Raw genomic sequence first — 20,553 nt, 5'->3', positions numbered from 1 at the left:
CGCGGCGCCGACTCGACATCTCGGGCTTCGAGCCCAGGTTGGCCGACAGACCAGGACGGATGTGGCAGATTTCAAGTATCGAGGAAGCGAGGCGCGACGGTACACCCGACCTTCCTGTCGGTTTAACACCTTCGGTTCCTTCCCGAGATCTGGCAGGCTGAGAATCTTGTGCAGCGGCGTCCGCAGGTGAAGAACAACAGACAGGAGCGGTGGCTGTGATCGAGTTCGAGGGCGTCACCAAGCGCTATCCGGACGGCACCGTTGCCGTGGAAGACCTCTCCCTGACGGTCGACACCGGACAGATCACCGTGTTCGTCGGGCCATCGGGATGCGGCAAGACGACCGCGCTGCGGATGATCAACCGGATGATCGAGCCAAGCTCCGGCCGCATCCTGATCGACGGTGACGACGTCACCAGTCGCCCGGAGGCACAGCTGCGGCGCGAGATCGGCTACGTGATCCAGGGCGCCGGGCTCTTCCCGCACCGCACGGTGCTCGACAACGTTGCGACCGTCCCGGTCCTGCAGGGCGTCTCCCGCCGGGACGCCCGCACGAGCGCCCTCGAGCTGCTCGAGCGCGTCGGGCTCGCCGCCAACCTCGGCGGGCGCTACCCGGCCCAGCTCTCCGGCGGCCAGCAGCAGCGTGTCGGCGTCGCCCGTGCGCTCGCGGCCGACCCGCCGGTGCTGCTCATGGACGAGCCCTTCTCGGCGGTCGACCCGGTCGTGCGCGACGACCTCCAGCAGGAGCTGCTCAGGCTCCAGGGCGAGCTCGGCAAGACGATCGTCCTGGTCACCCACGACATCGACGAGGCGATCCGCCTCGGCGACAAGGTCGCCGTCTTCGCCCAAGGTGCCCGCCTGGCCCAGTTCGCCCCGCCCGCTGACCTCCTCGCCGCCCCGGCCGACGACTTCGTCTCCTCCCTCGTCGGTCGCGACCGTGGCTTCCGGGGCCTGGGGTTCGCCGACGGGAGCTCGGTCGCGCTCCAACCCATCGACCGCGACGTCGACGGGCTCACCCTCGAGGTCGACCAGGACGGTCGACCGCTGGGCTGGCGCGGTTCGGACGGGCTCCTCCCGACCGAGGGCACCTTCAGCGACGGCGCCAACCTGCGTACGGTCACCGACCTGGTCATCCTCTCGCCCGCCGGTGCCGCGGTCCGGGTCGACGCCGAGGGTCGCGCCGACGGGCTGGTCCTGCTCGAGGACCTGGCCGGCAGCGTACGTTCGCAGCAGCGGGAGCGGCTGACGGCACTGGACACCTCGCAGGAGGAGGGGGCGTGAGCGAGCTCTGGAGCTATCTCGAGACCAACATCGACGGCGTGCTCACCGCGCTCGTCCAGCACATCTGGCTCGCTCTGCTGCCGGTGGCGATCGCCTTCGTCCTCGCCCTGCCGCTCGGGGCCCTGGTCCACCGCTACGTCCCGGCGCGCCACATCGCGCTCACCGCGGGCAGCGTGATCTACACCATCCCGTCGCTGGCCCTGCTCCTGCTGCTCCCGGGCATCCTCGGCACCAGCGTCCTCGACCCGATCAACGTGGTCATCGCGCTCACGCTCTACTCGCTCGCGCTGCTCGTCCGCACCACCGCCGACGGGCTCGACGCGGTCGACACCACCGTCCTGCAGGCTGCCACCGCGATGGGCTATCGGCCCGTACGCCGCTGGTTCACGGTCCAGCTGCCGCTGGCCATGCCGGTGATCCTGACTGGCCTACGGGTGGCGACGGTGGCCAACGTGAGCATGGTCAGCATCGCGGCGCTGATCGGCATCGGCGGCCTCGGGCAGCTCTTCACCCGAGGGTTCCAGCTCGGCTTCTACCTGCCGCCGATCATCATCGGGCTGGTCCTCTCGGTCGCCCTCGCGGTCGTCGCCGACGTTCTCATCGTCGCCCTCCAGCGCGGGCTCACCCCGTGGGCGCGAGCTGGTGCGCGATGAACCTCGACTACCTGCTCGACGCCGCCAACTGGTCGCTGACCAGCCCCGACGGTTTCCCTCAGCGCATCCTCGAACACCTCGGCTACACCTTTCTCTCCCTGGCGATCGCGGCCGTGATCGCGTTCCCGATCGGTCTGCTGATCGGCCACACCGGCCGCGGTGCGCTGATCGCCATCAACCTCGGCAACGCCGGCCGCGCGCTGCCGACACTCGGCGTGCTCATGCTCGCGCTCGGCCTGGTCGGGATCGGTCTGGTCCCGGTCACAATCGCCCTGGTCGTGCTCGCGATCCCACCCATCCTCGCCACGACGTACGCCGGCATCCAGTCCGTCGCCGACGAGACCGTCGACGCGGCACGAGGGGTCGGCATGACCGAGGCCCAGATCGCCGGGCGCGTCGAGGTCCCGATCGCGCTGCCGATCATCATCGGCGGCCTGCGCAACGCCTCGCTCCAGGTGGTCTCGACCGCGACCATCGCTGCGTACGCCGGTCTGGGCGGCCTCGGCCGCTATCTCTTCGACGGGCTGGCGACCCTCCAGTACGACCAGGTGGTCGCCGGCGCGATCGTGCTCGCCGTGCTCGCGGTCGCGATCGACCTGGCACTCGCGGGGGCGCAGCGGCTCCTCGTGTCACCCCGCGTCGGCGGCCGCGATGCCGGCAACCGTCCGACCACCATCCGCCCCGAACCAACCGGCCAACCCGCTGGCGCCGGCTGACCTATCCAGCAACCCGAGAGGTATCTCAATGTCCCGCCGAACCCGCACCACTGCGTATCTGTTCGCGACGCTCGCCGTGGCAGGCACCCTGACCGCCTGCGGCGGTGACCCGCTCGACTCCGGATCGGACTCCGACTCGGGCAGCGGCACCATCGTCGTCGGCTCCGCCAACTTCCCCGAGAGCGAGCTGCTCATGGAGATGTACGCCCAGGCTCTCGAGGCCGAGGGCGTCAAGGTCGAGACCAAGCCCAACATCGGGTCCCGCGAGGTCTACATGGAGGCCTTCAAGAGCGGTGACATCGACCTGCTGCCGGAGTACAACGGCGCCCTGCTGGCCTACCTGAACCCGGACGGTGTCCCGGAGGACGTCTCCGCCCCCGAGGACGTCTACGAAGCGCTCCAGGACGTCCTGCCGGAGGGCAGCGAGACGCTGCCGCAGTCCGAGGCCGAGGACAAGGACACCCTCACCGTCTCCAAGGAGACGGCCGAGAAATACTCCCTGAAGAGCATCGAGGACCTGGCTCCGGTCGCGAAGGACCTCACGCTCGGTGGCGCCCCGGAGTTCAAGGAACGCCACCAGGGCCTCGTCGGGCTCGACGAGGTCTACGGGGTCACGTTCAAGGAGTTCAAGCCGCTCGACGCCGGCGGCCCGCTGACGGCCGGCGCGCTGAAGAAGGGCGACATCGACGTCGCCAACGTCTTCTCCACCGACTCGGCGATCCCCACCAACAGCTGGGTCGTCCTGGAGGACCCGGAGAACCTCTTCCTCTCCCAGAACATCGTCCCGCTGATCCGCTCCGAGGCGCTCACCGACGACGCCGAGACCGCGCTGAACGCAGTCTCCGAGGCGCTGACCACCGCCAACCTGACCGAGGCCCTCGCGAAGGTCCAGGTCGACAAGGCCGACCCGGCCACCGTCGCCAAGGAGTTCCTCGCCGACAACGGCGTGAGCTGACACCTGATCCGGCTCGGCATCGCGGATCGCGGTGCCGAGCCGGGTCTTTTCGCGCGAGGCTAGCGGCGCGAGTCCAGGCCGCTTCGGTAGGTGAGGAGACCCTCGAGCCCGCGCAGGAACGTCTCACAGACGGGTCCGGGATCGGTCAGGCAGCCGGCCGCCATGGCGCCGTCTCGCAGCATGACGAAGTGGCGACCGGCGAAGTCCGAGTCCGGCTTCCCCGTCCGGTCGAAGAGCTCGGTCATCGTGGCCAGGAACCACTGCCGGTGCTCCAGCACCGCCTGATGGACCACGTGCGCCGGGTCCGGATACTCGGCCGCGGCGTTGAGGAACGCGCAGCCTCGAAACCCCTCGCTCTGGATGTCCGCGGCGATCGACTTGCCGATGGTCCGGATGAGGTCGTCGGGCTCCTCGACCTCCGCCCGGGCGGCATCCACGCGCGCCCGGATCGCCTCGTCGGCCTGCGTCAGGTACGCCACGACGAGGTCGTCCTTGCTCCGGAAATGGCGATAGAGCGTTGCCCGCGTGACCTGCGCCTCGGCGATCACGCGATCGACTCCGACCGAGTGCAGACCCTCGGTGTAGAAGAGCCGACTCGCCGTGCTGAGCAGTCGATCCCGGGCCTCGGACATCCGCCATTCCTCTCGTCTTCGTTGTCTAGACGGTAGCAGACAGAACGATCGGTCTTGCATTCGCCGGCCGACTGGTGCAGACTCTAGATTCAGGTAGAACGATCGTTCTGTCTCCCAGTTTGATCCGAGAAAGGAATCCGATGTCCACCTCCGTCGAGACCGGTCAGTCCGGCACGCTGAGCGCCCCGCCCCAGGCACTGCCGAAGCTCTACCTCGCCCGCTTCGGGTTCGCGGTCGCCTGGGCCGCACTCGTCGCCCTCACCGCAACCACGCTCAACGCCGCGAGCATCGCGCTGCTGGTGATCTACCCGCTGTTCGACGTGGTGGCCGCCGTGGCCGACCACCGCACCTCTGGCGCCAACGGCCCGCGCGTCCTGCTGTACGTCAACATGGCACTCAGCCTGCTCACCGCTGTCGGCGTCGCCGTCGCCGCCACCTCCGGGATCCCGGGGATCCTGCGGGTGTGGGGCGTCTGGGCGATCACCGCCGGCCTGGTCCAGCTGTTCGTCGCGGTGCGCCGCTACCGACTCGGTGGCCAGTGGGCGATGATCCTGAGCGGCGGGATCTCGACCTTCGCCGGCACCGGCTTCATCCTGATGGCCGCCGGACCGAAGGCGTCACTCACCGGCCTCGCCGGCTACGCGACCCTGGGCGGCATCTTCTTCCTGATCTCTGCCCTCCGGCTGCGCCAGCGCGCGGGTAAGGTCAACTGACATGACGAGCACCAGCCAAGACCTCACCGTCGACGTCATCATCATCGGCGCCGGTCCGACCGGCGAGAACGTCGCAGACCGCGTCGTGCAGGGCGGCCTGACCGCTGCGATCGTCGAGCGCGAGCTCGTCGGCGGCGAGTGCTCCTACTGGGCCTGCATGCCGACCAAGGCCCTCCTGCGGGACGCGGCGGCGCTGCGTGCCGCCCGCGCGCTTCCGGCCGCCGGCCAAGCGGTCACGGGCACGCTCGACCCCGCCGCCGTCTTCGCCCGGCGTGACGAGTTCACCTCCCACTGGAAGGACACCGGCCAGGTCGAGTGGCTGACCGGGGCCGGGGTGAAGCTCGTCCGCGGGCACGGGCGCATCACCGGCACCCGCACGGTCACGGTCACCGCCTCCGACGGCACGACCACCGACCTGGAGGCCCGTCACGCCGTGGTCGTCGCGACGGGCAGCTCCGCCCTCATCCCGCCGATCCCGGGCCTGGAGGAGGCAGGGCCCTGGACCAACCGCGAGGCCGCCGGCGCGAAGTCCGTTCCCGATCGCCTGGCCATCATCGGCGGCGGGGTCGTCGGCGCCGAGATGGCGACCGCCTACAGCGCCCTCGGGTCGCAGGTGACCCTCATCTCGCGCACCCGGCTGCTGCCGAGCGTCGAGGAGTTCGCGGGCGAGCAGGTGGCCGATGCGCTCCGGACGTACGGGGTCACGCTCCATCTGGACCTCGGCGCGGACGAGGTCCGGCGCGACGATGCCGGCGAGGTGCATCTGACGCTCTCCGACGGCACCGAGGTGACCGCCGACGAGGTCCTCGTCGCCACCGGCCGGGTGCCGAGCACCAAGGACCTCGGCCTGGAGCACGTCGGTCTCGAGCCCGGCAGCTGGCTGAAGGTCGACGACGCCCTCGCCGTGATCGACGACGGCGGACAGCTGGAGACCGGCTGGCTCTATGCCGCCGGTGACGTGAACCACCGGGCGCTGCTGACCCACCACGGGAAGTACCAGGCCCGCGCTCTGGGCGACCTGATCGCGGCCAAGGCGCGCGGCGAGGAGCCCGACCTGAGCTCGTGGGGGCGGCACGCCGCCACCGCCGACGAGCGGGCCGTCACCCAGGTGATCTTCACCGACCCCGAGGTCGTCGCCGTCGGACACTCCGCCGAATCGGCCGAAGCAGCCGGGATCGAGGTCGGCGTCGTCGACTACGACCTCGGCTCGGTCGCCGGAGCGTCGCTGCACGCCGACGGCTACCACGGTCAGGCGCGGATGATCATCGACGAGCAGCGCAAGACCCTGGTCGGCTTCACCGCGGTCGGCCCGGACATCTCCGAGCTCCTGCACGCCGCCACCATCGCGATCGTCGGCGAGGTCCCCCTGGACCGCCTCTGGCACGCGGTGCCCGCCTACCCGACCATCAGCGAGATCTGGCTGCGTCTGCTCGAGACCGCGGGACGCGATCGCTAGGCGCTAGAACAGCTGGCGGAGGTTGGCTCGGCTGAGGTCGATCAGCTCGTCACCTCGACCCGACATGACCGACCGCAGGGCGTACAGGGTGAAGCCCTTGAGCTGCTCAGCGGTGATGTTGGGCGGGATGGAGAGCTCCTGGCGCTCGGTGACGACATCGAGGAGCGCGGGGCCGTCGTGGCCGAGAACGTCGGCGACCGCGTCCGGGAGATCTTCCGACTGCTCGACACGACGCGCGTAGATGCCCATCGCGTTGGCGACGTCGGCGAAGTTCGGGTTCACCAGGTCGGTGCCGTAGGTGACGAACCCGGCAGCCTTCATCTCGAGCTCGACGAAGTTCAACGAGGAGTTGTTGAACACGACGAGCTTGACCGGGAGCCGGTTCTGGATGAGCGTGACCAGCTCGCCGAGCAGCATGGTGAGCCCGCCGTCGCCGGCGAGCGCGACGATCTGCCGGCCCGGGTGCGCGACCTGGGCGCCGACCGCCTGCGACAGCGCGTTGGCCATCGAACCGTGGGCGAAGGAGCCGATCAGCCGGCGGCGACCGTTCATGGTCAGATAGCGCGCCGCCCAGACGACCGGCGACCCGACGTCGGGGATGAAGACGGCGTCGTCGGCAGCGGTCTGGTCGACCAGCCGAGCGAGGTACTGCGGATGGATCGGTGCCTTCGACCTCGACGGGGTCGCCAGCTCGTCGAGCTTGGTCCGGGTGCGGCGATAGTGGTCCAGGGAGTCGTCCAGGTGCCGCCGGTCACCACTGCGGTCGAGCAGCGGCAGCAACGCCGAGGCCGTGTCCTTGACCGTCCCCACCAACCCTAGCTCGATCGGGTGGCGACGACCGAGCTGCTCGCCGCGTACGTCGACCTGGATGGTCTTGGCGTGCTTCGGGAAGAACTGCCGATAGGGGAAGTCGGTGCCGAGCATCAGCAGCGTGTCGGCGCGCTCCATCGCGCGGTAGCCGGAGGCGAAGCCCAGCAGTCCGGTCATCCCCACGTCGTAGGGGTTGTCGTACTCCAGGAACTCCTTCCCGCGAAGCGCGTGCACCACCGGGGCACCGAGCTTCTCGGCCAGGGCCACCACCTCGTCGTGCGCGCCGGCACAGCCGGCGCCGGCGAGGATGGTGACCCGCTCACCGGCGTTCAGCAGCTTGGCCGCCCGCCTGATGGCGTCCTCCTCGGGGATGACGCGGGAGCGCGTCGGACGGATCTCGACGGTCCGCTCGACCACGGACTCGGCCAGCGCGACGTCGCCGGGGATCACCAGCACCGCCACCCCCTGCTTCTCGACCGCCGTACGCATCGCGATCTCGAGCACGTGCGGCATCTGGCTCGGCTGGGCGACGTACTCGGTGTAGACCGAGCACTCCCGGAACAGCTCCTGCGGATGTGTCTCCTGGAAGTATCCGGTGCCGATCTCGGCGGTCGGGATGTGAGCGGCGATCGCGAGCACCGGCACCCGTGAGCGGTTGGCGTCGAAGAGGCCGTTGATCAGGTGCAGGTTGCCCGGCCCGCAGCTCCCGGCGACCACCGCGAGCTCACCCGTGGTGGCCGCGTCGGCGGCCGCCGCGAACGCGGCAGCCTCCTCGTGACGTACGTGGATCCAGTCGATGTCCCCGTTCTTGCGGAGCGCGTCGGTGAACCCGTTGAGGGAGTCACCCGGGATCCCGTAGACGCGGCGGACGCCGCTGGCGGACAAGGTGGAAACGATCTGTTCGGCGATGGTCGACATGCGGTCTCCTTCTCGGCGCGTACGTCGTCCACCGTAGATCGGCGGCCATGCAGACCCCGGCAGGCTCAGCGACCGACGGAGAGAAGATCGGCGTACGTCTCACCGAGATCGTCCGCCAGGATCGCCCGCAGGGCGAGGGCGAGCTGGTCGCGGATGTAGGAGTCGAGGGTCCTGGTCTGCTCGAAGTACCAGTGCTTGAGCGCCCACGCGTGGGCGGCGACGACCTCCACAGGGTCGTGACCGCGCTGGCGCTCTCCAAGGCGTACCCGAACACGACCGGCTCGTGGGCGTGTGACCGCGGCTTCCATGGCCGGGTGCGCTGTGGGGTGCTGGCCCTTCTGTCAGCAGTTCCGGTCGGCGATCCGGCAGGCGACGCGCGGCTACCAAAGCAAACTTTCAGCCGTGCTCTTGACGCGTATGAGGTCGGTCACACATGATGGATGGGAACGTTCCCGCCAACGTTCCCACCCATCGAACACGAGGAGCCACCTCATGAACCTCGACCTCCGCGGCCTCACCCCCGCGCCCGTCACACCCTTCACTCGCGACCTCGAGGTCGACTACGACGCACTCGCCTCGCTCACCCGCTGGTATGCCTCGACCCCCGGCATCACCGGCCTCGTCTACCTCGGCCACGCCGGCGAGGGCACCTACCTCACCCCCGAGGAGCAGGTGCGGGTCATCGAGGTCGCCGTCGAGAACGCCGGGGACGTCCCCGTGATCGCCGGGATCACCGGCGAGGGCGACAAGGTCGCCGGCCTCGAGGCCAAGCGAGCGATGGAGGCGGGCGCTCGTGCCGGGCTCCTCTACCCCTCGCACGGATGGCTGCGCTTCGGCTACCAGAAGGGTGCGCCTCAGGAGCGCTACCGCATCGTGCACGAGGAGTCCGGCCTCCCGCTGATCCTGTTCCAGTACCCCGACGCCACCAAGGCCAGCTACGACCTCGCCACCCAGCTCGAGATCGGTGCCCAGCGCGGCGTCTTCGCAACCAAGAACGGGGTGCGCAACATGCGCCGCTGGGACACCGAGATCCCCGTTCTTCGCCAGGAGCTCCCAGACCTGCAGATCCTGAGCTGCCATGACGAGTACCTGCTGCACACCATCTTCGATGTCGATGGTCTGCTGGTCGGCTACGGGGGCATCGCGCCGGAGCTGCTGGTCGAGTTCATCGCAGCAGGCAAGGCGAAGGACTACTCCGAGGCTCGCCGCATCCACGACGCCCTGCTGCCCGTCACCAAGAACGTCTATCACCGCGGCTCCCACATGGAGGGAACGGTCGCGCTCAAGCTGGCCCTGGTCGAGCGTGGCAAGCTCGAGCATGCCGCCGTGCGGCCGCCGCTGCTGCCGCTGGCGCCCGAGGCCCAAGGCGAGATCTCGCTCGCGCTCAAGCACGCCGGCATCATCTGAGACCGAGGTCAGGCACCGAAACCTGCTGCACCGTGCCGGCCCTGCGGCAACCCGCATGGGCCGGCACCCAACGCTCCGCAGCCGCTCGTCTCCCACAGGGGCTTCTCGCGGAGCAGCCCTCGACGGCATCATGTCGACTGTCACGGTCGGCTGCCGCCCCACCCGACGCCAGATGCGTCGTGAGCGTTCTTCCGCACATCCCACCGCCAGCCCTGGGAGTGCCGAGATGAGAGGACCTCCCATGTCCCACCCCAAAGCCGTACCAACCGCCGTACCGGCCAAGGCCGTAGACGCCTCGCACCACCCAGCCTCCCCACCCCGCAAGCGCGGAGTCCTTCAGATGCTGAAACTGATGGGGCCGGCCTTCATCGTCGGTGCGTGGCAATTCGGGCCGGGCAATCTCGTCTCCGCCGTCCAGGCAGGAAGCCTCTACACCTACGACCTGATCTGGGTCATCGTGCTCTCCACCGTGCTGATGCTGGTCTTCGCAGACATGAGCATCCGCATCGGCATCTCGTCACGCGGTTCGGTCGTGGCGACCATCAAGGAGACACTCGGAAAGCCCACCGGCGTCGCCGCCGGACTCGGAGTCTTCGGCATCACGCTGTGCTTCTCGGTCGGGAACGCGGTAGGCACCGGCCTCGGCCTCTCCCTGGTCCTCGGCGGCAACCCGGTGATCTGGACCATCGCGTGCAGCGTCCTCGTCGTCGCCATCCTCTTCATGCGCAGCGCCTACAAGGTGATCGAGAAGCTGGTGCTCGCCATCGTCGCCCTGATGGCAGCCGCGTTCATCGTCACAGCCATCGTCACGAAGCCGGACTGGATCGGTGTCGCCGAAGGTGCCGTCGTACCCACTGTCCCGCACGGTGTCGGCCTCCTCATCGTTGCCCTGGTCGGCACGAACTTCTCGCTCAACGCCGCCTTCTACGCCGGCTACGCCAGCCGCGAGCGCGGCCTCCAGAGAGCCGACTACCGCGACACGACGATCGCAGACACCATTCCCGGGATCATCGCCCCCGGTTTGATGACCGCGCTCGTGATCGCGGCGGCGGCGGCAACGCTCGCCGGCGAGGGTGGACCCGCCGGCGCCACGATCCAGCAGTTCTCCGCCGTCCTGGAGCCCGTGGCCGGCGAGGTCGGGCGTACGATCTTCGCCCTCGGCTTCTTCGGCGCCGCCCTCTCCGCGATGATCGCGAACGCCACCGCGGGCGGAACGCTTCTCGCCGACGGCCTGGGGCTCGGGAACCAGATCTCCTCCAGCCGAGTACGGATCGGCATCGTCGGCGTCCTCACCTTCGGCGCGAGCGTCACCATCCTCGCCGCCGGAACATCGCCAGTGCAGCTGATCATCGCCGCCCAGGCGATGACCGTCCTGATCGCCCCGCTCCTGGGCATCCTGCTGGTGATCCTCGCCAACAACCGCCGCTTGATGGGCGGCCTACGCAACCACTGGTGGCAGAACGTGCTGGCCTCGGTCGGGCTCATCACCATCATCGCCATGTGCTACCAGCTCGTCGACACGATCATCACAATGCTCTCGAACTTGTGACCTCGAGGCGGACGTACGGCCCGGTCGACAGCACCTGCCGACCGGGCCGTCGCGCTCCGCAACCCCGACCCGTCGGAGCGGTTATGCTCGCGCCGACGGCGAGGAGGTGAGACATGACGGACACAGCAGGCACGGACACGCCAGGCGCTGCACGATCCGCACGCACGACAATCCGCGACGTTGCCCGCGAGGCCGGCGTCAGCACGTCGACCGTCTCCCGGGTGCTGGACGAGCGATTGCCACCCTCTCGCAACGAAACCGCGGAACGCGTGCGTGAGGTAGCTGCTCGCCTGGGTTATCGCAAGGACTCCCGCGCCTCCGCGCTGCGTCGCCAGCAGAGCGGCACCATCGGCGTCCTCGTACCACGGCTGAGCGACACCGTGATGGCCATCCTCTTCGAGAACATCGCGGCCGCCGCGGCCGAGCGACAGATGTTCGCGATCGTGGCCACCACCGCCGACGACCCGAACTCCGAACGGTCAGCGGTGGAGAGCCTGCTGGACCAGCACGTCGACGGCCTCGTCCTCACCACCGCACGATCGGACGATGCGGTGATCCCCGACCTGCGCGAGCGGGGCGTCCCCCTGGTCCTCGCTCTGCGACACGACGGCGTGACGCCCGCCGTCGTCGGCGACGACGAGCTCGGCGGCTACCTCGCCACCCGCCACCTCCTGGATCTCGGTCACCGAGAGATCGCGCTGGTCGCCGGGCCGTCCTACGCCACGAGCGCCGTCGGACGTGTCGCCGGGTTCAGGCGGGCGATGGCCGAGGCCGGCATCGATGACACCGACCACCTCATCCACCCTTCGACGTTCGGGATGGAGTCCGGGGAGGAGGTCGGTCGCCGCATCCTCGCCTCCTCACCGCGCCCCACCGCCGTGTTCGCCGTGAACGACAACACCGCCGTCGGTGTGCTGGCGGCCGCACGGGCCGCCGGGCTGAGTGTTCCGGACCAGCTCTCGGTCGTGGGCTACAACGACATCCCCCTGGCCGCACGCCTGCCGGTGCCCCTCACGACCGTCCACGTGCCGTTCGACCAGATCGCCGCGCGCGCCGTCGCCGCCCTCGCTCGTCTGCTCGCCGCACCCGGCGAGGTGCGACCCGGCAACACCACGACACTGATGCCCTCGCTGATCCCACGCGCCTCCACGGCACCCCCCACGATTTCGGAGGCGTGAGGTCCGGCTCCACGAGGCCTGCAGCCGCTCAGGCTCCAGACGTCGCCGATATCAGCCCTGCTGGCGCAGGTAACGGCCGAAGTGGGGGACGGTGAAGGCGATCCGGCCGCGTTCGCCGGAGTAGATCAGGCCCTTCTTCATCAGCGCGTCACGCGCCGGGGAGAGCGACTGCGGCTTCTTGTTGAGGAAGGCGGCGACGTCGGCGGTGGCGACGGTGCCGATGTCGTCGGCGCCGAGCTCGACAGCAGCGTCGGCCATCGCGCGCAGATAGTCCCGCTCGGCGGGGGTGGCGCGCTCGTAGCGTGAGCCGAAGAAGCCGACCGCCAGCTCACGCTCGGCCTCGGGGGCGGCCACCCTGACGTCCTCCACGGTGATCGGGGAGCGCGGCGCCTGGTCCCACACCGTCTTGCCGTAGGCCTGGATGAAGTAGGGATAACCGCCGGTGGCGGCGTACATCTCCGCCAGGGCGGCGGTCTCGAACTCGGCCTCCTCCTCGCCTGCAGGGGCGGCGAGGGCGCGGTCGGCGGCGTCACGCTGCAGGCGGTCGATGCGCTGGTAGGAGAAGAGCCGCTCGGAGTAGGACTTGCTCGCCGAGAGCACGGCCGGCAGGTGCGGCAGGCCGGCGCCGACGACGATCACCGGCAGCCCCGACTGGCTGATCTCGTGGCAGGCCGCGCACATCGCCGAGACGTCGTCGGGGCCGAGGTCTTGCATCTCGTCGATGAAGACCCCGACGCCCTTGCCGACGTCGGCGGCGAGCCCGCCGACGTCGGTGAGCAGCTCGACCAGGTCGATCTCTATGTCACCGGAGTCGGCCCGGCCCCGCACCGCCGGAGCCTCGATGCCGGGTGACCACTGCTCGCGCAGCTTGGCGTTGGGGCCGGCCTCCCGCTGGGCGAAGGAGCGGATCACGCCGAGCACGTGGTCGACGTCGTCGGAGCTCGGATGACCGAGCTCGCGCACCGCCTGGTGCAGAGCGCTCGACAGCGGTCGGCGCAGCGACTGGTCGGGGCGCGCCTCCATCTTCCCGGTGCCCCAGCCCTTGCGGACCGCCGCCGACCGCAGCGTGTTGAGCAGGACCGTCTTGCCCACGCCACGGAGCCCGGTGAGCACCAGCGACCGCTCCGGGCGACCGCGTGCCACCCGCTCCAGCACCACGTCGAACTGCCCGAGCTGCTCGTTACGCCCTGCGAGCTCGGGGGGCCGCTGACCGGCGCCAGGAGCGTACGGATTGCGGATGGGGTCCATGATCAGACGATATCCACATCTCTAGGACGCGTCTTAGATTTCGCTAGCGATCCACATCATTCATGAACGTAGGTCTCTATTCGACTTTCTAGGATTGACCTTAGAAAGGCGCAGACTCTCACATCTATCACAAGCGTCGAACATGTGTTCGATATTAGCGGGATTCGCTCCCCTCGTGCAAGCCTGACGACCTAGACTCGCGGACATGCCGGAACTCCCCGAGGTGGAAGCGCTCGCCGAGGACCTGCGCGGGCGCCTCGACGGCCGCGCGATCACGAAGGTGCATGTCGCGCAGTTCAGCGCCCTGAAGACGTACGACCCGCCGCTGACCGCCGTCGAGGGCACGCTCGTCGACAACGTGACCCGTCACGGCAAGTTCATCGACATCGAGGCGAGCGGCGTCCATCTGGTGCTGCACCTGGCCCGCGGCGGGTGGATCAGGTGGCGTGACGAGATCCCGGCGACACCCCCTCGCCCGGGCTCGAAGTCGGGGCTGGCGATCCGGGTCGTGCTCGACGATGACACCGGGCTCGACATCACCGAGGGCGGCACCAAGAAGCGGCTGGCGCTCTACGTCGTCCACGATCCCCAGGACGTCCCGGGTGTCGCCTCACTGGGTCCCGACCCCCTCGCCGACGACTTCACCCTGACCCGGTTCCGCGAGATCCTCGCAGGTCAGGGCCGCAAGCAGATCAAGGGCGTGCTGCGCATGCAGTCGATCATCGCGGGCATCGGCAACGCCTACTCCGACGAGATCCTGTGGGCGGCGAAGATGTCGCCGTTCAAGCCCGCCGAGATGACCGAGGAGGAGTCGGAGAGCCTCTACAACGCGCTGCGAACGACCCTCCAGGAGGCTGTCGCGCGCGACTCCGGCCTGGCCATGAGCGAGCTGAAGGGCGAGAAGAAGTCCAACCTCGCCGTGCATGGCAAGGCCGGCAAGAAGTGTCCGGTCTGCGGAGACACGATCCTCGAGGTCAGCTTCGCCGACTCGAGCCTGCAGTACTGCCCCACGTGCCAGACCGGCGGAAAGCCGCTCGCCGATCGCCGCATGTCCAGGCTCCTCAAGTAGGCTTGACGGGTGACCATCCCCACCGTCGAGATCGCCGGAGTGCCCGATCCCCTGCCCGTGGCAGTCCTGGACGTCCGTGAGGACGACGAGTGGGCGGCGGGCCACATCGAGGGAGCGACCCACATCCCGCTCCAAGAGCTCCCGGCACGCCTCGGTGACCTTCCCGAGGGCCAAACCCTCGTGGTCTGCAAGGTCGGCGGACGCAGCGCCCAGGCGGTCAACTACCTCGCCCAGCAGGGCTTCGAGGTCGTCAACCTCGCCGGCGGGATGCTCGACTGGGCCGCCGCCGGGCGGCCGATGGTCAGCGAGACCGGCGCCGAGGCGTACGTCCTCTAGATCCGCTAGGCCCCCGGACCGCCGAACGCCTCCGGGAGCGGCAGCCTGAGCGCCTTCTCCAGGCGGTCGAGGTAGTCGTTCCGACCCACCTCGACGACGCCGAGCGAGGCCAGATGGTCGGTGCGCCACTGCACGTCCAGGATCCGCTGGTCGGTCGACCCCGCGTCGCGCAGCGCCGAGACCAGCCCGACCAGGGCGACCTTGGACGCGTCACGGACACGGTGGAACATCGACTCCCCGGCGAAGAGACCGCCGATGGCGACTCCGTAGAGCCCACCGACCAGGCGGTCGTCCTGCCAAGCCTCGACCGAGTGAGCCCAGCCCAGCTCGTGCAGGTTGCCGTAGGCCCGGCGGATCCGCTTGTCGATCCAGCCGTGCGGCCGGCGCGGGTCGGCGCACGAGGCCACCACCTCGTCGAATCTGGTGTCGATCCTGATCTCGAAGTCCCGTACCGACCTGCGCAAGGACCGCGAGACGACGAGCCCGTCCAGCGGAAGTACGCCGCGCCTGACCGGCGAGAACCACATCATCGGATCGCGCGGGGACTCCCCGGGCATCGGGAAGATCCCGTGCCGGTACGCGGCCAGGAGTGTCCCGGGTGCGACGTCCGCACCCATTCCCACCAGATCGTCCAGCTCTGCCCCGCCATGGCCTGCACCTGGGTCCCGAAGGTCGGCGAAGGCCCACGGCGACGGCTCCGGTTCGATCGGACCCCCAAGATTCGCCACGACGAAACGTTATCGTCCTCGTACCGCCCCAACCACCACACATTTAAGATTTGCCCCATGATCGGTCCCAAGTCAGTGCTCACCAGTGCGGCTGGCCGGCTCGCACCCAAGGTCATCCAGTCCGCGCCCGGCGTGACCACCACGGTGGTCCGGCAGGCGCTGCACCACGCGATCGCGGGGATCGGCCCGCTTCCATCAGCAGCCGCAGCCGCCGAGAAACACCTCAAGGACCACGACAACGACGTCGAGCTCGCGGTGAAGCACGTCATCGACAACCACGTGCGGCTGGCCGGTGTGGGTGGGTTCGCGACCAACATCGGCGGCCTGGTCACGCAGGCGATCACGCTTCCGGCCAACATCACCGGGATGGCCATCATCCAGTGCCGCATGGTGGCCGCGATCGCGCATCTTCGTGGCTACGACCTGACCGACCCCCGGGTGCGTAACGCCATCCTGCTCACCCTCCTGAGCGAGGAGAAGGTCGGCAAGCAGATCAAGGAGAAGAAGATCCCGGCGCCGCCGATGGCCGTCGCGACCGCTCCGACCTACGACCGCACGATCGATGCCATCGTCGCCTCGGAGGTGGCCCAGGAGCTGCTCAGCCGGGTCACCGGGAGGGGCATGATCTCCATGGCCGCCAAGCGAGTGCCACTGGTCGGTGGTGTCGTGGGCGCAGGGGCCGACGGGTGGGTGACCTACCAGATCGGTCGCTACGCCTCGCGCGAGCTGCTGCCGCGTCACGCCGACAACGGCTGAGGCCGGCTCACAGGAACTTCACAGGTTCGTCCAACGTTCCTCTGAGCACGGAGCCCCACACTGTTGGTGTCCGCTTGGGAGGAGCAGCAGATGACCGTCGACGCGACGTGTGCCTCGATCAGCCCGGCCCGCCCTGCCGAGGTCGAGGACCGGCCTCACCTGCTGCTCCTGGGTGGTGTGCCCGGCGCCGGCAAGAGCACCCTGATCCGCGACGTCGCCGATCGCCGTCGGGACGTACGCACCCTTGACCCGGAGACGCCGGGGCGCTGGCTCGCGGCCCGGCTGCCCGAGGTGCCCTACCGCCTCTATCGGCCGCTGGTGCACCTGTGGCACGCGATCGCGACCCTGGTCCTCGTGCTGCTCGGCCCGACCCCCGGTGCCCACACCCTCCTCGTTCACGACCCGGCCACCAGGCCCGGCCGGCGCGAGCTGCTCGGACGGATCGCCCACGCCCGTGGCTGGCGTACGTCACTGGTCATGATCGACGTGCCGCGCGTCGCCGCGATCGGCGGCCAGCACGAGCGCGGGCGGATGGTCCGCACGGACTCCTTCGAACGTCACTGGCACCGCTGGACCGACGACCAGCCGCGACTCCTGACCGCGGCGACCTTCGGTGACGCCGACGGCTCCTGGGACCGCGTGCACGTCTTCGACCGAGCCCGCGCCGCGGGACGGCTCGACGCGATCCTCTAGCGGCTAGCGCCGAATGAGCCGGTAGACCTTCAGGACCGCGCGGCCCCACCAACGACGCTCGAGACCCTCGCGGGCACGCTGCTTCGGGACCAGCGACCGGGTGTGCTCCAGCTCGGCGCGCAGCTCACCGACCTCGTCCTCCAGCCGGGCCTCGGACTTGCGGAGCCGGATGGCCTCCTGGAGCAGCGCGTCGATGCTGGCGACGCCGGCGTCGAGGATCTCGCGCGAGGAGATGGTGTCGGGGTCGATGAACGGCTTGTCCGCCAGGTCCTCGGGGACCAGCAGCTCCTCCAGGCCACCGACTACGTCGTAGCCTCGTCCCGACAGCGCCTTGACCCAGCTCTCGGAGAGCGACTCGACCCACGGCAGGATCGAAGGGGAGAGCGCCAGGCGCGCGGAGTCGCGGCGCTTGGCCAACGTGCGGTGGGCCAGGAACTCGCGTACGAAAGGCCGGTAGTCGGCCGGCTCGAGCACCGGCACGACGGCCAGGTTGATCTCTCGGAGCAGCGCTGCCTCGGGTACGCCGAGGGACGGGTTGCCGCGGTCGATCCCCTCGAAGTCGATGGTCAGGTCGTCGAGGCCGAAGGCGGTGGAGAACCGCTCCCACAGCAGCGTCGAGGGCGAGCCCGGCGGCGGGACGGTGATCAGGTGGACGCGCTCGGGTGCGATGCCCTGGGTCCACCGGTCGAGGATGTCGGGCAGCTCCTGGACGCCCCAGAACCAGGACCCGATCCGTCCCTCGCGGGCGGGGTCGCGGATCTCGTCAAGGAAGTCGGCGTAGGTCACCACCGAGCGGTGCTTGACGTTCTCCTGCCACTCGGCCGGGATCTGCCGGGCCAGGTCGCGCGCGGAGAGCATGATGTGGATCTCGGAGTCGCCCAGCGAGTCCAGCGCGTGCTTGGCCTGCTGCCACGACGCGCTCGCCAGGATCTCGTGGGAGATGATCACGGTGCCGTTCTCGACCGCGCGCACCTTCTCCGTGAGTGCGTCCCAGGCGCCGGTCGCCTCCTCCTCGATGCCGCCCCAGGGCAGGTCCATCAGGTCGAGCGCGGCCAGGAAGTGGGCGTCGAAGCGGTCGGCGAAGTAGTGGACTCCCTGCCCGGCGAGGGACTCCCGGTTGTGGAAGAGGACGTCTTGAAGATAGGACGTGCCCGTCTTCGGGGTGCCGACATGAAGCAGCACGCGCCGCCCAGTCTCCAACGTTCTACTCCTCTAGGAACGCCCCGCCAGCAATGACAACGCGAGCGCCAGCGCCCGGCGCTCGTCGGGACCCTGCGTCGCCGCCCCCGAGGGGAGCAGCCGGTCAGGGTCTCCGTGGAGAGCGTATCCGGCTTCCACCAATGCATCACGTTGGGCCCGCGCCTGTGTTTCGACCCAATCCAAACTTTCCACGGGAACACCGACGTCGCGGGCGTCCGGAACGAGTGGTTCGAGCTTCTCCAACCGCGGTCGCAGCTGGTCGAGCAGCAGCTTCCGCTGGGTCTCGAGATCGGTTCGTACGCTGAGCACCTGCCCGATCACGCGAGCGACCTCGTTGGCCTCGGCCGAGACCGGCCAGGGGCCGGGCAGGCTGTCGACGCCCAGCAATCCCGGCAGCAGGGCGGGGTCGGTGACGATCTCGACGCGGTCCTTGCCGACCCCGTCGGCCCACCAGCGGGCGATCCGGGGCAGGTCGGCCCGGGGGCCGAACCAGCCGCGCCACTGCGCGTCGCGCATCCAGATGTGCCACGGGTTGACGCGGTTGGTGAAGGTGCGGAACTTCCACGCGCCGGCGGCGACCTCGTCAAGCGGGCCGCCGAGGACGTAGACCGTGTAGTCGTCGCCGCCGGGCAGCCTTCCCTGCCGCTCGAGCTCCTCGCGGATGGGCAGCGTGAGCCACGGCGAACCGACCAGGCGATAGGGATATCGCTGCTGGTCGGGCTCCGTCTTCCTGGGCCGGCGCGACCACCTCCGCCGGCGCGGGGCCGGCTCGGTCTCCACGGTGGCGAGCAGGTCCTCGGCCAGCCGCACGCTCGCCGCCCTCAGCAGCTCCCGCGGCGACAGCGTCGCCGGATCGACCGGCAGTGGACCGTACGTCCTCGTCTCGGTGTCCCCGACCAGCGGCAGGTCGCGGCGGCCACGGCCGGGTGGGCTGGTGCGCAGCAGCGCGTCGACCCGGTGCGGTTCCGACGGGCCGGTCTCGTTGAGCCGCCTCAGCAGCTCGAGCAGCTCGGCACCCGGCAGGTGTGCGGTCGTGAAGGGCGCGGCGGGCTCGGACCATGATGTCCAAGGAGTCGTCCCGCCCTCGCGCAGGTGCGCGGCCCAACCCCAACCCCTGGTGGGTGCTGCAGGCATCAGGAGCGTCGCCCCTTGACCCGCCGCATCACCCTGGCGGCGCGGGAGGCTACCGGGCCCTGGGGCGGGTCGGTGCGGGCGGCTTCGACGACGACCGCGACCAGGGCGTCGATCGCCGCGTCGGCGACGTCCTTGGTGCGCGGCGCATCCGGGTCGATCCACTCGACGTCGGCGTCGGGACGCTGCGGGCGGAGGTCGTCGAGGTCACCGGCGATGTCGACCTTGGCCAGCTCGGCCCACTCGATCCAGGATTCGGCGACCTGGTCGGCCCAGTCGAAGACGGTCGGCGGCAGGGTGACCCGCTCGCGGCCGTCGCGGTGGGCGAGGGTGCGCTTGGCGATCACCTCGGTGACCAGATGGCGGTAGTCCTCGCGGGGCAGCTCCTGCGACTCGAGCCGCGCGTTGAGCCGGCGCAGCAGCGTCGCCTCCGCGCGGCCGAGCGACTGGTTGTGGCGGTCGCTGTCGACCGGGGCCCAGGACTCCTCGATCCCGACCACCTCGCAGAACCGGCGCCAGAGCACCTCGCTCGGCGCCCCGTCGTGCGGCACGGTGACCAGGTGCACGCGCTCCGGCGGCAGGTTGCGACCCCACCGGCTGAGCACGTCGGGCAGGCCGTGCGTACGCCAGAACCAGGCGGCCGAGCGCGACTGCTTCGCGGTCTGCATCCGCTCGAGGTAGCGCGCGAAGGTGACCTTGCGCTCGCGCTGCACCTGGTCCTGCCACTCCGCCGCCAGCACGCGCGCGATGTCGCGGGCCGTGTAGACGATGTGCACCTCGGTTCGTCCGCCCTCACCGAGGTCGGTCATCGCCTTCTCGACCCGGTCGGGCCTGGCACCGGCGAAGAGGTGGTGGCTGATCAGGATCGTCTCGGACTCGTCGCGGCGCACCCGCTTGACGAGCGTGTCCCACTCGCCGTGGACGGTCTTCCTCATCCCGCCCCACGGACGGTCGATCAGGTCGAGCGCCGGCCGGAAGAAGTCGGGCTGGCTGCCGACCGGGTAGAAGACGCCATGCTTGTCCAGGGACACCCGGTTGTGGAACAACCTGTCCTGGAGGTACGTCGTGCCCGTCTTCGGAGCGCCGACGTGGAGAAAGACTTTGCGCGCCATGATCCCGCTATTC

General features: G+C 69.6%; 21 protein-coding genes. 13 read left to right on the top strand and 8 right to left on the bottom strand.

The features are described from left to right. The first annotated feature begins 215 nt into the window (after positions 1 to 215). Genes ABZ796_RS01450 through ABZ796_RS01435 form a run of 4 tightly spaced genes read left to right on the top strand, consistent with a single transcriptional unit; the run spans position 216 to position 3,604 of the window. Entirely contained in the window at positions 216 to 1,280 is a 1,065-nt protein-coding gene (locus tag ABZ796_RS01450) for an ABC transporter ATP-binding protein (RefSeq protein ID WP_357334150.1), read from the top strand. Further along, positions 1,277 to 1,933, top strand: a complete 657-nt coding sequence (locus tag ABZ796_RS01445) for an ABC transporter permease (protein WP_357333990.1) — start codon at positions 1,277 to 1,279, stop codon at positions 1,931 to 1,933. Before ABZ796_RS01450 ends, ABZ796_RS01445 begins: the two co-directional genes overlap by 4 nt. After that, complete coding sequence (locus tag ABZ796_RS01440) at positions 1,930 to 2,649, top strand: ABC transporter permease (protein ID WP_357333988.1); 720 nt, start codon at positions 1,930 to 1,932, stop codon at positions 2,647 to 2,649. Before ABZ796_RS01445 ends, ABZ796_RS01440 begins: the two co-directional genes overlap by 4 nt. A 28-nt stretch (positions 2,650 to 2,677) precedes the next feature. Then, a complete protein-coding gene (locus ABZ796_RS01435; protein WP_357333987.1) occupies positions 2,678 to 3,604 on the top strand; it encodes an ABC transporter substrate-binding protein in 927 nt (308 codons plus the stop codon). Between the two features lie 59 nt (positions 3,605 to 3,663). Here ABZ796_RS01435 and ABZ796_RS01430 read toward each other — a convergent pair whose 3' ends face one another. Continuing rightward, entirely contained in the window at positions 3,664 to 4,236 is a 573-nt protein-coding gene (locus ABZ796_RS01430; RefSeq protein ID WP_357333985.1) for a TetR/AcrR family transcriptional regulator, read from the bottom strand. A gap of 140 nt (positions 4,237 to 4,376) precedes the next feature. Between ABZ796_RS01430 and ABZ796_RS01425 the strand changes: the two genes are divergently transcribed. Both ABZ796_RS01425 and ABZ796_RS01420 read left to right on the top strand, forming a co-directional pair. After that, positions 4,377 to 4,949, top strand: a complete 573-nt coding sequence (locus ABZ796_RS01425; RefSeq protein WP_357333984.1) for a hypothetical protein — start codon at positions 4,377 to 4,379, stop codon at positions 4,947 to 4,949. 1 nt (position 4,950) lies between these two features. Further along, positions 4,951 to 6,405: an NAD(P)/FAD-dependent oxidoreductase gene (locus tag ABZ796_RS01420; protein WP_357333982.1), complete on the top strand. Its 1,455-nt coding sequence runs from the start codon at positions 4,951 to 4,953 to the stop codon at positions 6,403 to 6,405. 3 nt (positions 6,406 to 6,408) lie between these two features. On the opposite strand, the gene poxB is transcribed toward ABZ796_RS01420, so the two are convergent. Together poxB and ABZ796_RS01410 are read right to left on the bottom strand one after the other, a co-directional pair. Then, a complete protein-coding gene (gene poxB / locus ABZ796_RS01415; RefSeq protein ID WP_357333980.1) occupies positions 6,409 to 8,133 on the bottom strand; it encodes a ubiquinone-dependent pyruvate dehydrogenase in 1,725 nt (574 codons plus the stop codon). A 65-nt stretch (positions 8,134 to 8,198) separates the two neighbouring features. Continuing rightward, on the bottom strand, positions 8,199 to 8,363 hold the full coding sequence (locus ABZ796_RS01410; protein WP_357333978.1) for a hypothetical protein: 165 nt from the start codon (positions 8,361 to 8,363) through the stop codon (positions 8,199 to 8,201). Positions 8,364 to 8,625: 262 nt separating this feature from the next. Between ABZ796_RS01410 and ABZ796_RS01405 the strand changes: the two genes are divergently transcribed. The 3 genes from ABZ796_RS01405 to ABZ796_RS01395 all read left to right on the top strand — a co-directional run bounded on the left by ABZ796_RS01405 (position 8,626) and on the right by ABZ796_RS01395 (position 12,267). Then, on the top strand, positions 8,626 to 9,540 hold the full coding sequence (locus tag ABZ796_RS01405) for a dihydrodipicolinate synthase family protein (protein WP_357333976.1): 915 nt from the start codon (positions 8,626 to 8,628) through the stop codon (positions 9,538 to 9,540). Positions 9,541 to 9,880: 340 nt separating this feature from the next. Further along, positions 9,881 to 11,089 carry an Nramp family divalent metal transporter gene (locus ABZ796_RS01400; protein ID WP_357333974.1) on the top strand — a complete coding sequence of 403 codons (1,209 nt, stop codon included), beginning with the start codon at positions 9,881 to 9,883 and terminating at the stop codon, positions 11,087 to 11,089. Between the two features lie 113 nt (positions 11,090 to 11,202). Continuing rightward, on the top strand, positions 11,203 to 12,267 hold the full coding sequence (locus tag ABZ796_RS01395) for a LacI family DNA-binding transcriptional regulator (RefSeq protein ID WP_357333972.1): 1,065 nt from the start codon (positions 11,203 to 11,205) through the stop codon (positions 12,265 to 12,267). Positions 12,268 to 12,318: 51 nt separating this feature from the next. On the opposite strand, the gene ABZ796_RS01390 is transcribed toward ABZ796_RS01395, so the two are convergent. Beyond that, on the bottom strand, positions 12,319 to 13,515 hold the full coding sequence (locus ABZ796_RS01390) for an ATP-binding protein (RefSeq protein ID WP_357333970.1): 1,197 nt from the start codon (positions 13,513 to 13,515) through the stop codon (positions 12,319 to 12,321). Between the two features lie 205 nt (positions 13,516 to 13,720). Here ABZ796_RS01390 and ABZ796_RS01385 point away from each other — a divergent pair, with 205 nt between their 5' ends. Both ABZ796_RS01385 and ABZ796_RS01380 read left to right on the top strand, forming a co-directional pair. Then, positions 13,721 to 14,584, top strand: a complete 864-nt coding sequence (locus tag ABZ796_RS01385; protein ID WP_357333968.1) for a DNA-formamidopyrimidine glycosylase family protein — start codon at positions 13,721 to 13,723, stop codon at positions 14,582 to 14,584. Positions 14,585 to 14,593: 9 nt separating this feature from the next. Continuing rightward, positions 14,594 to 14,920: a rhodanese-like domain-containing protein gene (locus ABZ796_RS01380; RefSeq protein WP_091043669.1), complete on the top strand. Its 327-nt coding sequence runs from the start codon at positions 14,594 to 14,596 to the stop codon at positions 14,918 to 14,920. Positions 14,921 to 14,925: 5 nt separating this feature from the next. Here the strand turns inward: ABZ796_RS01380 and aat are convergent, their stop codons facing one another. Continuing rightward, positions 14,926 to 15,648, bottom strand: coding sequence for a leucyl/phenylalanyl-tRNA--protein transferase (aat, locus tag ABZ796_RS01375; RefSeq protein WP_357333966.1), 723 nt, complete (start codon positions 15,646 to 15,648; stop codon positions 14,926 to 14,928). A gap of 57 nt (positions 15,649 to 15,705) precedes the next feature. Between aat and ABZ796_RS01370 the strand changes: the two genes are divergently transcribed. Both ABZ796_RS01370 and ABZ796_RS01365 read left to right on the top strand, forming a co-directional pair. Next, positions 15,706 to 16,404, top strand: a complete 699-nt coding sequence (locus tag ABZ796_RS01370; protein WP_357333964.1) for an EcsC family protein — start codon at positions 15,706 to 15,708, stop codon at positions 16,402 to 16,404. A 90-nt stretch (positions 16,405 to 16,494) separates the two neighbouring features. Then, positions 16,495 to 17,097 carry an AAA family ATPase gene (locus tag ABZ796_RS01365; protein WP_357333963.1) on the top strand — a complete coding sequence of 201 codons (603 nt, stop codon included), beginning with the start codon at positions 16,495 to 16,497 and terminating at the stop codon, positions 17,095 to 17,097. Positions 17,098 to 17,100: 3 nt separating this feature from the next. Here ABZ796_RS01365 and ABZ796_RS01360 read toward each other — a convergent pair whose 3' ends face one another. The 3 genes from ABZ796_RS01360 to ABZ796_RS01350 are packed head-to-tail and all read right to left on the bottom strand — an operon-like array spanning position 17,101 to position 20,540. Next, a complete protein-coding gene (locus ABZ796_RS01360) occupies positions 17,101 to 18,297 on the bottom strand; it encodes a hypothetical protein (RefSeq protein WP_357333961.1) in 1,197 nt (398 codons plus the stop codon). A gap of 12 nt (positions 18,298 to 18,309) precedes the next feature. Beyond that, the gene (locus ABZ796_RS01355) at positions 18,310 to 19,431 is read right to left on the bottom strand and encodes a hypothetical protein (RefSeq protein ID WP_357333959.1); all 1,122 of its coding nucleotides are present in this window, start codon (positions 19,429 to 19,431) and stop codon (positions 18,310 to 18,312) included. Continuing rightward, the gene (locus tag ABZ796_RS01350) at positions 19,431 to 20,540 is read right to left on the bottom strand and encodes a hypothetical protein (protein WP_357333957.1); all 1,110 of its coding nucleotides are present in this window, start codon (positions 20,538 to 20,540) and stop codon (positions 19,431 to 19,433) included. Before ABZ796_RS01350 ends, ABZ796_RS01355 begins: the two co-directional genes overlap by 1 nt. Between the last annotated feature and the right edge of the window lie 13 nt (positions 20,541 to 20,553).

The sequence above is a fragment of the Nocardioides sp. NPDC047086 genome, assembly GCF_040643685.1.
Lineage (GTDB): Bacteria > Actinomycetota > Actinomycetes > Propionibacteriales > Nocardioidaceae > Nocardioides.
The sequence above is the reverse complement of the archived record's forward strand: the minus strand, read 5'-3'. Positions and strand labels throughout refer to the sequence as shown.